Raw genomic sequence first — 12,056 nt, 5'->3', positions numbered from 1 at the left:
CGCCCTCGATGGCGACGTCGATGGTGTAGTAGCTCTGCCCGCCGTTCTGTTCGTCGACCACGGCGTCGGGGCTGATGCGCAGGACGCGCCCGTCGACGGTGCCGTACTTGGAGGAATCGTAGGCCGAGAGCCGGATGCGCACCGCGTCGTCGACGCGGATGCGCGAGATGTCCTGGGGCGCGATGCGGGTTTCGATGATGAGCGCCTCGCCCGTCGGCACCAGTTCGAGCACGGCGTCGCCGGTGTTCACGTAGCCGCCGGGCGTGCGGAAGTTGAGCTTGTTCACGATGCCGTCCATCGGGGCGCGGATGACCGTGCGGCTGACGCGCTCCTCGAGGCGGGGCAGCGACTCGGCGAGCTCGCTCTGCTCGGCGACGACGGTGTTGAGTTCCTCCATGGCGCGCAGGCGGAAGTTGGCGCGCGCGTTCTCGATCTCGTTTTCGAGCTCGGCCATGCCGGAGCGCGCCTGCTCGATGGAGACCGCGGCGCGATCGCCTTCGCCGCGGGTCTGTTCGAGCTGACGCTGCAGTTCCAGAAGGCGTGTCGCGGGGGCGATGTTGTCCTGGACGAGAGGCTCGACGACGGCGATCTCCTCCTCGAGAAAGCCCACCGTGCGCTCGGCCGTGCCGAGCGTGCTCTCGGCCGAGCGGAGGTCCTGCTCGCGCTGGCGCAGACGTTGCTGCAACACGGAGAGCTGCCCGGCGAGCTCGGCGCGCCGCGCGGCGAAGAGGCTGCGCTCGGTCAGCGCCACCATCGGCGCGCGGGCCTCGAGCTCGGCGGGCACCTCGAAGTCCTGTCCCTCGATCTCGGCGCGCAGGCGCAACTCCTTGATGTCGAGCGCGGCGAGGCGCTGCTCGATCTGGTTGAGTTCGCTGGAGGCGTCGACCGGGTCGATCTCGTAGAGCACCTCGCCCTCGTCGACGGTGGTGTTCTCCGAGACGAAGCGGCGCAGGATGACGCCGCCCTCGGCCGCCTGCACGATCTGGTTCTGCAGGGAGGAGACGATCCGCCCCTCGCCGCGGGTGACGTTGTCGAGCTCGGCGTAGTTCGCCCAGCCGACCAGCGCGGCGACGAGCAGGATGACGGTGACGAGGATCGTCGATCCGGCGAAGCCCTCGCGGCCGGCCATTTCCCTCGACAGGCTCTTGAAGTCGATATCCGACATCGGCCTTTCTTACCTCGCTTGCGTGCGCAGCTTGTCGGGCGTGGTGTCGGCCACCACCGTCCCCTGATCCATGACGAGGACGCGATCGGCCAGTTCCAGCAGCGCGTTGCGGTGGGTGACCATGACCATGGTCCGGTCGCCGCCCCAGTCCTTGAGCCGCCCGATGGTCGCCTTCTCGGTCGCGGTGTCCATGGAGCTCGTCGGCTCGTCGAGGACGAGCAGGCTCGGATCGTGCAGGAGCGCGCGCGCGAGGTTGATGGACTGGCGCTGGCCCCCCGACAGGCCCTCGCCGCGCTCGCGGAGCTCCATGTCGTAGCCCTGCGGATGCCCGGCCACGAAGTCGTCCACGCCGGAGACCTTCGCGATCTGCAGGAGGTGGGCGTCGTCGTACTCGTAAAAGCCCATCTGCAGGTTCTCCTTGACGGTCCCGGAGAACAGCCAGGTCTCCTGCAGCATCACGCCGATGTTGCGGCGCACGTCGGAGCGGTCGATCTGGCGCAGGTCGACCCCGTCGATCAGGACCGCGCCCTCGCTCGGCTCGATCAGGCCGGAGAGGAGGCGCGCCATGGTCGACTTGCCCGATCCCATGCGCCCGACGATCGCCACCTTCTGCCCGGCGGGGATATTGAGCGAGAGATCGCGCAGGATCGGCCGGTTCGCGCCGGGGAAGGTGTAGCTCACGCCCTTGAGCTCGACCTCGCCGGTCAGATGCGGCCGGCTCAGCCGGGCGGGCGGGGCCGCCGCCTCGTCCGCCTCGTCGGGCGTCATCACGGCCGAGAGCGAGCGATAGGCTTCCCGCGCGCCGTTCGCCCGGGACATGGCCGAGGCGAGTTGCGAGAGCGGCGCGAGCGTCCGNTGCGGTCGGCTCAGCCGGGCGGGCGGGGCCGCCGCCTCGTCCGCCTCGTCGGGCGTCATCACGGCCGAGAGCGAGCGATAGGCTTCCCGCGCGCCGTTCGCCCGGGACATGGCCGAGGCGAGTTGCGAGAGCGGCGCGAGCGTCCGCCCGCCGAGGATCACGGCCGCGATCAGCGCGCCCATGGTGATCGTGCCGTCCTGGATCAGGAACACGCCGTAGAAGATGGTGCCGATCTGGGCGAGTTGCTGGATCGAGGCCGCCGAGTTGATGGCGAAGTTGGACAGCATCCGGCTGCGCAGCCCGAGGTCGGACTGAGCGTCCGCCGCCTCCTCGAAGCGCTGCCGCATGAGCCGGCCCGATCCCGTCGCCTGCACGGTCTCGAGCCCGTTCAGCGTCTCCACGAGGACGGACTGCTTGGACATGTTGCTCTGCATGGAGCCGGCGGTGATCCGGGCGAGGAACGGTTGGATGCCGAGGCCCGCGATGATCACGAGCGGCACCGCGATCAGCGGGATCAGCGCGAGCGGCCCGGCGATCAGCGAGATCACCCAGATGAAGAAGAAGATGAACGGCAGATCGACGATCGCCACCAGCGTGGCGGAGGTGAAGAACTCGCGCAGCGTGTCGAACTCGCGCACGATGCTGGCCATGGCGCCGGACTTCTGCTTGCGGCTGTCGAGCTTCATCGAGAGGATGCGGTCGAAGATCAGGCGCGACATGCGCGCGTCGGCGCGCTTGCCGGCCTTGTCGACGAACTGCGCGCGCAGCGTCTTGATCATGAAGTCGAAGCCGAGGGCGATCAGCACGCCGACGGTCAGCGCGATCAGGGACTCGATCGCGGCGTTGGGGACGACCCGGTCGTAGACCACCATGATGAAGAGCGAGGTCGACAGGCCGAGGAAGTTGGTCAGCGCCGCCGCGACGAGCACCTGGAAATAGAGCCACTTGCCCTGCCGGAGCGAGCCCCAGAACCAGTCGTTCTTGCCCCTGGGCTTCGAGGCGGTGTGCACCTTCCGCGCGAGGACGAAGAAGGGTTTGAGCCGCTGCTTGAGCTCCGCCTTGCTCAGCGTTTCCTCGCGGGGCGCGGCCTCGGCGTCGAAGTGCAGGACGCGGGCCTTGCCGCCGTCGCCGATCTCGGCGACGACCACGGCGTCGCCCGCCGCGGTGAAGCCGATCGCCGGGCAGTGCCGGGGCGAGAGGGCGGTGGGCTTCATCTCGCCGTAGCTCGCGTCGAAGCCCACGTGGCGGAGCGCGGACACGGCGGCGGTCGGGTCGAAGCGCGCGCTCGTCAGCTCCGGCAAGTCGCGCACGGCGCCGGTGGAGAAGGCCATGCCCGAGAGCGACAGGATGTGCTGCACGGCGCGGATCAGCGGCAGATCGGGGTCGGCGCCACCCTCGTGGCCCGCCTCGGGCGCCTCTGCGGCCGCCGCCGGGTCGGGCCCTTCCGCCGCGCCCGTGTCCTGAGCGCCCGTGTCCTGATCGGTCACGGCCGCGCCGGTCGCGGCGCCCTCGGCGTCTTGGGCGTCCTCGTCGAGCGTGTCGCTCCGTCTGGCCTGCATCGCGCGCGTGTCCTTTCCTTCAGGCGGGTCAGTCCGCCGCCGCGGGCGTGATCTCGAGACGCCGCGCGAGCGCGCCGGTGCGCGCCGCGATGGTGAGCCTCAGAAGGTCGCGCTCGGCGCGCAGGGCGATGTGCCGGTCACGGGCGCGGTAGGCCTCGATCTCCGCCTCGACGAGCTGACGCAGGTTGGATTGCCCGGTCGCGATCTGGGACCGCGCCGTCTTCGCCTCCGAGGTGCTCAACTCGATCTGGCGCGCGACGAGGGGCAGCGAGTCGGTGACCGACGCGAGCTGCGCGCGCGTCGTGGCGAGCTCGCTCTCGAGCGAGCTCCGCGCGTCGCTCAAGCGGCTTTCCGCGGCGCTCCGGCGCGTGCGGGCCGCCTCCAGCGTGGCCTGCCGGCGTCCGCCGTCGTTGAAGGTGTAGTTGAGCCCGAGGCCCAGCGTGACGTCGGTGCTCTCGCTCTCCTCGATCGGGGAGGTGACGCCGGCGCGGAGCGTCGCCTTCGGCCGGAAGGCGGCCTCGGCCTGCGCCACGGCGCTCTCGGCCACGAGAAGCTCTGCGGCGCGGCGCACCACGTCGGGCGCCGTGTCGGTCCCGGCCTCTGTCGCGGCCTCGGGGGCGGTCACCACCTGCGGGATCGACGGCCGCTCGACCGTCGGCGGGGTTTCGCCGAAGAAGCGCGCGAGGCGGGTGCGCGCATCCTCGCGCTCGGCGCGCAGCCGCCGCTCCCCGAGCCGGATATCGACGATCTGGCGGCGCGCGGCATCCAGCGCGGCGCGATCGACGAGGCCGCTGCTCGCCATGCGCTCCATCTGCGTCATCAGCGCGTCCATCTGGCCGGTGCGCCCCCGCAGCAGCGCCAGCCGCGCGTCGAACTGCCAGGCGTCGATCCAGGCGCGCGCGGCCTCGAGCGCGCGCTCGTTGGCGACCACGTCCCGCTCGGCGCGCGCGGCGAGCGCCTCGGCGGCCGCTTGGCGGATCGCGGCGGCGCTCTCGCCGCCGTCGTAGACGAGCTGCGACAGGTCGAGCCCGCCGGCGCCGCCGGTCGTGGTCTCCCTGTCGCCGTCGATGGTCTCCTGGATGGCGCCGAGGTTCGCGTTGGCGCTCAACTGCGGGCGCAGCGCCGCCCGCGCGACGCCGATGCTCTGAACCGCCTCCACGGCCGCGCCCTCGGCCGCCCGGAACCCGGGATCCTGCCGCACCGCCGCACGGATCGCCGGGACGAAGCCGTCGCCGAGATCCAAGGCGGAGGCCGCCGCCGGCGCCTCGGCGGAAGCCGACAACGTCGCCGTCATCGCCGCGCCCGCATCCTCCAGCGCAGCCTCATCCGACGTGCAGGCGAGCAACGGCAATGTTGCGGCAACGGCGGTCCCCGCGCGCACAGCCACTCGCCATTTGCACGCAACGGAGGTAGCGCCGCGCGCTCGTACGTCCGGTCGCGTCCGCTTGTCGCTCATGCCTGCCTCGCCCCGTACCGCGTTTATCATGGCCCATCAAAAAGTGTGCTGTCAGCGCTCGATGCTCCACGGCGCCGCGCCTACCCACCTCAGATACCCGAAAAAAGGTTGCTACACTATCGAAAATTTTTATCGATAACTGTTTATCGTAAAATATTTATATAGAAGCAATACAGAACGTATGCTTCACAGCGTAGAGACTCGACTGGCCCCAGTCGACGTAACGTCGCGATGGATGGGAGATTGATCGAATGGCTAAAGACTTTGCGGATAGCAACCGCTTGGAAGACGAGGCAGGTCTGCAGGCAGCGAACACCGTGTCGACCGCTGACGCCAAGCAGGACATCACGTCGCGCTTCGTCGCGATGTGGGAAAAGAAGAATGCCCAGCGCGCGCTGCGTGGCGGAGCCGTGTCCACCATGGCCCTCACCCTGGCCGCCTGCGGCGGTGACGGCGACGATCCGGTCGCCCCGGCCGAGCCGGAAGATCAGACAGCCGTACAAGCTTCTGGCCGTGTGTTTTTGCAGCAGCTTGACGCGGTCACGACCGTCGACACCAGTGCGATCGAACAACTGCCCGACAACCTGTCGTTGACGACGGCTGAGACCGCGGGTGCCCTCGAGAGCTTTGTGGACGCACTTAAAGTCGTCGATGTTGAAGCTCAGTACCTCGATGTGACGGGCTCGAACGGCGACGACACATTTTACGCCGACACATTTGCAGTTCACAATATTGATATCGTCGCGGGCGAAGGCACTGATACCCTTGAAGTCAACATGAAGGGCCCGTGGGCGCAAGTTGGCTCTCTCGACGGCGTAGAAGTCGTGAATGTCGTCAACAACGAGAATAATTACCTGGTCTCGAAAATGGCGGGCTGGGATATTGACGTAAACGAGCTTGAGCCAACTATCGACTCGGCTGACGTTGCCACAAACAGCATCCTTGATCTATTCACTGCGCCTGACCTTGAAAAGCTGGTAATCTCTGAGGGATCGTTCAATTTTGACGCAGCAGCAGATCCCTTCGCTACGCTAGAAGTCCGTAACGTGAATGCGACCGCTGAAGTCGAGCTTCAGGGTTCATTCTCGCAAGATACGTTGGTTACGGTGAAGGGTGGCGCGGGCGCGCTCGATCTCACGCTTTCGGACTTTTTTGTCGAGGATACGACTACCGACATCGAGCTGATGCACAACACGTCGGTCGTTAACCTTACCTCGACATCGACGGATGATAATGGTGTCAACGATATCAATGGTATCGTTTTCCAGAATGAGCTGCGCATTCTGAATATCTCCGGGGACGCGGAGCTGAACGCGGGTAATGACGACAACCGGCTCGTGTTTGACGGTGACCGCACGGCAACCATTGACGCATCCGCTCTTCAAGCTGACCTGCTGCTGGAAGTCGCGCCGCACACGGACGTCAACTACACCGGCACCGACCAGACGACTGGCGTTGATTCTCTGACGGTCAGCGGCGCCGACGATAGCGGCGAAACGCGTCTGAGCCTGATTGCTGACTTCGGCGCGGGCTCAACGGCTGTAAACAATCTTACGATCGACGCGACTGATGATGGCGGCTCCGGCACGACCATCCTGAACTCGGATACGGCTGTCACCGCCGACATCGGCGCCGGCATCACACTCGAAATTGATGGCGACGGCAATGATGCGGTCGACGCAACCCGCGGCGACCTCAGCGGTGTCGGCGCCGTGGTGTTCGGTACGACCGATCAGCTGCAACTGACTGCAGGCCAGGTCGACGCAATTGGGATTGCAAACTTCTCGACTAAGGACAGCGTCAATGATGATGGTCAGCTGGCCATTGTCGATGTGGACAGCACGACTGACCTGGACCTGAGCGCGATCGACAATGGTGATCTCGTCAGTGTCCGCACGCTGGACGGTGCGGACGTGACGCTGACAGCGTCGACTGTACTCGGCAACCTGAAGGCGGGCGTCGGCGCTGTGGAAATCATGGCTGAGACGGACGATGCGTCGCTCACCATGACAGCTGACCAGTTCCAGCAGCTTGACGATGATGAGGTAGTTGTCAGCGGCATCGACGGTGTCGGCAACCCGGGCAACAATCCCGCGACCAACACGCCCTTCGAGGGCACGCTGACCCTCACCGACGTCGCCGAGGACGAAGTAATCGTGCTCGATAACGTCGAAGTTGACGGTGTGACGGTTGAAGTCGGTGCGGCCGGTGAAACCTTTGTTGCAACGGATGAGTTCGCTGTAACCGATGGGGGCAATGAAGACGTCACCCTCGAGGTTTCCGGCGAGACTGATCTGACGCAGGCTAACCTGGACGGGGTCGATATCATCAAACTGGTTGATGATGCTGATCTCACGCTTACGACCGCGCAAGGCAATACTGTTCTGTTCGACGGCACCGGCTCTGTCACTGTGGATCAAGGTCTTACCATCAACACTGGCGACGCAGACACGGCTGAAACATCGACCGCTGGTGTGCGTTTCGTATTCTCCGGTGAAACAAATACGACGCCCACTTTGACGCTGGAGGGCGCAAATGACATCGCCATTCGTGGTATCGAGACCGGCTCGGCTGTCACGCAGTTCACGCTGGATGACAACACCACTGCGGGGGAAACGACCATCACTGGCGGGACGCCGGCGTTCAACTTGGCGCCGGAGACCACCCAGCTGACCCTGGATGTCCTCGACGCGGATAGCGGTCTCGTCATCGGTGGTGGCGACGACACCAACGCCGACTATGTCGCGCCTGGTTTGGAAACGCTTATTGTTGAACAGAACAATGTAGATAGCACGATCGACCTTGGTTCGCTTGGCTCCGGCGATAGCGTCGCAAGCAACCTGAGCGTTGATGTGACTAACCCTTCTACCGACACGCCTCCCGTCATTGAGCTCAAGGATGTGCCGGCAGACGCTGATTACACGCTCAACGGCACGACGGTGATCGTGAATGAGGGCGCGACAATCGGCGCGGGTTCGTCGTTGAACCTCGAAAGCACGACGAAGGTTGAAGGCAGCATCGCGAAGGACGCCCTTCCGATCGCAGCGGACTCGACGTTCCAGCTTACGTCCGATTACACAGCGGCGGAGATCACCACGCTGCTCGACACGCTGGCCGGGCCGACGGCTGCGGTCGACGTGACCGACATGACGGCAGCACAGTTGACTGCTGTCGCGGCGGCCGTCGAAAAGGTGGATACTGCGAACGTTGTTGGGTCGCTGTACATCGATAAGGATGTTGCGGCTGCTGATATCACGACCATTGTGGGACTCGCGGACTTTACGGCCGGCGACAACTCCGCTTCCGCCGAGTTGACAGGTATGAGCGCCGAGCAGATCAACGCTGTCGGTGCCACCACGGAATGGGATACCGACGGTTTGTCGGGTACATTCACGTTGACCGCTGACAACGCTGCGGTGATTGGAGATATCCTGGGCGACACGATCCGCTCGGCGGACGTGACGATCGATGCAGGTGAAACGGCGGACAACGCTCGGATCAGCGGAACTGATTTGCGAGATATTGCAGGTGAGATCGCTGTAGTCGACACGTTGACCAACCTGACGTACGACGCGAACGCTGACGATACGGAAGCAAATGGGGGGCTTGGCGCAGCAGATGACGGCCTCGAAGCTCGCGCATTGCTCGGCAAGACCACCGATGCGGCCGTGGATGCCACTGGTATCTCGACCGACGAAAAGGTGGCCATTGCTGAAAACATCGACAGTGTCGCGGCCGACGGTATCGAGAACCTGAGCATCAACACCGATGATGCGGCTAGCACGATCACATCCCTCCTAACGAACGCGGTGGATGCGGGTGTTGACGCAACCGCAGGAAATGCGGGAGCACTGACCTCTGATCAACTTTCAGCCATTGCAGCGAATGCCTCAAGCATTGCGGATGGCGGTATCTCCAACCTGACGGTCACCAGTGACCAGACGGCTGCTGAAATCACCGCGCTGCTTGGTAGAGCCGCTACGCCGACCGTTGATCTGACCGACATGACTTCGGACCAGGTGGACGCGGTCGAAGCGGCAATCGGCAGTGTCGACGCGCTCTCGGGTGAAACCACGGCTGCGGTGCTCCAACAGCTGGATACGGCCGATACCGAGGTTTTGGATGCCACATCCGTAGGACCGGTCACCGGGTCGCTTGAGGACTTGCAGGCAGTGGCTGATGCCGACGAGGGAGTTGTCACGCTTAACCTCGCCGCAGATGTTGCGTTTAACGCCAATGATGCTGACGGGACAGTCATCGACGTAGCCGACGTCAACACGCTGAACGCTGAAACAACCGGGACGATTACGTTCGAGAATGCGGTCGTTATAGAAGGCGCTCGTAGCGCTTTGGCGACTGACCTCGTTAATGGCAATGCCGCCTTCGTCGATGGTGATGATGGCGTCGTCGCGGCTACAGCGGATCTCAACATTACGGATGCAGGGGATGCTGCCGCGCTTGACGCCTCTGACCTGAGAAATCTTGGTGGTGTGACCACAGGTACGGTCACCGTGGCGAATAATACTGCGATCACAGGTACTGAGACCACGCTTACAGATGCGCTCGTCACTGCCGATACCCGCGTAGAGACGACGAGCTCTGATGTCACTGTCACGAATGTGAACGCGGTTACCACTGAAGACGAGCAGCAAGTCATCGAAGATATCGATGCGGCTACGACGGGAGTGGTGACCGTCGTCGGAACCGGTATGTCGGACCCCCTTAACTTCGACGGTTACGAGGGTGAGGCGCTGGTGATCAATGGTGGTACTGGCGATGATACAATCACCGGTACCTCCAACAACGACACCATCGACGGTGAGGCAGGTGCCGATGTCCTGTCTGGCGGGGAAGGTGACGACACGATCGCCGCGGATGACAATGACACCTCTGTTGACGGTGGTTCGGGTAGCGACACCATGCAGCTGGCGAACGATGCGGCGTTCGATGCAGCAGAGTTGGACAACGTCGAGACGGTGGAGCTTGCGTCGGATGCGGAAGTGACCGTGGACTACACGGACGTCAAAGGCGCGGACAACATTGCGGCTGTGACGGGCGTGGATGACGGTAACGATGAAAAGCTGATCGTAACCGGCGCATCCGCTGGCGGTGGCTCGGTCACGCTCGATTACTCGGCAGGTCTGACCCTCACCGATGCCTTGCTCGAAGTGCAGGGCGGTAGTGATGACGAAGATATCACCGGTACAGCAGGGGATGACGCGCTGGACGGTGACCAGGGTGCTGATACCCTTTCGGGTGGTGATGGTGACGATACCCTGGCCGGGGGTGCTGGTGCCGATAGCCTGAACGGTGGTGCTGGTACGGATGAGTTGACCGGTGGTGCTGGCAACGACAGCATGACTGGTGGCGCTGGCGATGATCAGTTCACTGTCGATGCTGGCGATGATGAGATCACCGACTTTGGCGATGCGGATAGGGTAGACATCGCGAACGGTGCATCGCTCGCCGCAACGGTGACGACCAACTATACTGCAGCGGCTGCGGGTGACATCGACAACGCAGCTGTTGTTACCGATGCAGTGTTCACCGTTGAGGATGGTATCGACTTCGATGCCTCGGCTGCGACGGACACCACTAACGGTATCACGATCACTGCGACTACTAACGGCGCCGGTTCGATCTTGGTGGGTACAGATCAGGGCGACGCCATCATCGGTGGTAACGGCGACGATGAGCTGACCGGTGGTGCTGGTATTGACTCGCTGTCTGGTGGCGATGGTGATGACACGTTCATCATAACGGATGCCGATGATGACGTGGCGAGCGAGGTGATCGACGGAACCGACGGTGGTGATGGTATCGCCGACAACGACACGATCGACATCAACACTGACGAAGCCATCGATCTGAGCGATGATACGATCACTGATGTGGAAACGCTCGACCTCGGTGACGCGGACAACGATGCTGACGTCACGCTGACGGATGCGCAGCTCTCGGCCTTCACGACTGTTACGGCGGATGATCAGGACAGCATCACAATCGATGAGCTGGACGGCGCTGTGTCAGGTACTGACGCGATTGACACGTTCGTCTTTGCGAGTACTGACAGTGGTGTCACAATCAGCGACTTCTCATCGGCGAGTGAAGCCGATGTTCTGGATCTCGATTTGACCGGGGTCGATGGGACGGTTTACGCCGAATCGGGTTCTGGAAATATCGATACCGGGGCAGCCGGTGTGTTTGTGGCTGACTTTGATGTTACTAATGCGGCCGCGAATATGTCGGCGAGTGACTTGTTCACAGCGTTGACCGGCGACGCCGCTAGTGCGGAGGCGGCAAGCGAGGTGTCGTATGCCGTCGTGAAGGCGGACCATGATAACGCGTCCAGCGATGCCTTTGTCTTCAAGACTACCGTGAATGGGGCTGGTAATGGTTTCTCGTCGATTGATCTGATCACCACACTGTCGGACTTTGGTGACATCTCCAATCTGGCTGAAGGTAACTTCGATGGTGTTTCGGCACCGTAAGGCAAATTTCAGCCCCCCTTCATTGGGGGGCTGGTCCTCTGATTGTCTCCCGCGAGCTGCCGTAGGATGGCTGTTTTAGCCATTCGGCCTTCCTACTTTGCGGGAGACAGTGTTGGAGCAACCCGCCCGGGCCGCTCTGACGAACAAAGGCAAGACCACGCCTTGGAAAGGCCCGCCGTACCCTCAGCCGGCGGGTCTTTCTTATTCTTTGACGAAGTCCGTAATCGGTTTGAAGATCGGGCACGTCAGCTTTACAAAGGCGGCGAAGTATCCACCACTCACGGAGCCACCAATGTCCGACGACCAGACCATCACGATCGACGGCAAGACCTACAAGCTGGCCGACCTGAGCGAACAGGCGCGGGCGCAGCTCGCGAACATCCGCTTCTGCGACGAGCGGATCCAGCAGCTTCGGAACGAGCTCGCCGTGAGCGATACTGCGCGGATGGGGTATTCCAGGGCGCTGAAGCGCGAGCTGGACAAGGTGAAGGCGTAACGCCATGGCGAAGACGCTGCGGCTGGGGGACAA

The 12,056-nt window shown here is 63.5% G+C and carries 5 protein-coding genes; 2 read left to right on the top strand and 3 right to left on the bottom strand.

Features of this window, described 5'->3' with window-relative positions:
• From DRV84_RS14120 to DRV84_RS14105, 3 genes are all read right to left on the bottom strand, one after another.
• On the bottom strand, positions 1 to 1,165 hold a 1,165-nt coding region (locus DRV84_RS14120), incomplete at its 3' end, for an HlyD family type I secretion periplasmic adaptor subunit (protein ID WP_115981846.1).
• 9 nt (positions 1,166 to 1,174) lie between these two features.
• Entirely contained in the window at positions 1,175 to 3,235 is a 2,061-nt protein-coding gene (locus DRV84_RS16050; protein ID WP_476748606.1) for an ATP-binding cassette domain-containing protein, read from the bottom strand.
• 373 nt (positions 3,236 to 3,608) lie between these two features.
• Positions 3,609 to 4,874, bottom strand: a complete 1,266-nt coding sequence (locus tag DRV84_RS14105) for a TolC family protein (RefSeq protein ID WP_158547816.1) — start codon at positions 4,872 to 4,874, stop codon at positions 3,609 to 3,611.
• A 413-nt stretch (positions 4,875 to 5,287) separates the two neighbouring features.
• Here DRV84_RS14105 and DRV84_RS14100 point away from each other — a divergent pair, with 413 nt between their 5' ends.
• Both DRV84_RS14100 and DRV84_RS14095 read left to right on the top strand, forming a co-directional pair.
• Entirely contained in the window at positions 5,288 to 11,527 is a 6,240-nt protein-coding gene (locus tag DRV84_RS14100; protein WP_115981842.1) for a beta strand repeat-containing protein, read from the top strand.
• Between the two features lie 292 nt (positions 11,528 to 11,819).
• Entirely contained in the window at positions 11,820 to 12,023 is a 204-nt protein-coding gene (locus tag DRV84_RS14095) for a DUF6447 family protein (protein WP_115981840.1), read from the top strand.
• Positions 12,024 to 12,056: the final 33 nt, after the last annotated feature.

Origin of the sequence: Rhodosalinus sediminis, from assembly GCF_003385555.1 — a bacterium.
Taxonomy (GTDB): Bacteria; Pseudomonadota; Alphaproteobacteria; order Rhodobacterales; family Rhodobacteraceae; genus Rhodosalinus; species Rhodosalinus sediminis.
Note: the sequence above shows the minus strand (reverse complement) of the source record. Positions and strands in the feature narration are given on the sequence as shown.

Excerpts from the sequence above, each read along its gene's own strand:
- DRV84_RS14105 (WP_158547816.1), bottom strand. The coding sequence starts at position 4,874 with ATGACGGCGACGTTGTCGGCTTCCGCCGAGGCGCCGGCGGCGGCCTCC.
- DRV84_RS14100 (WP_115981842.1), top strand. The coding sequence starts at position 5,288 with ATGGCTAAAGACTTTGCGGATAGCAACCGCTTGGAAGACGAGGCAGGT.
- DRV84_RS14095 (WP_115981840.1), top strand. The coding sequence starts at position 11,820 with ATGTCCGACGACCAGACCATCACGATCGACGGCAAGACCTACAAGCTG.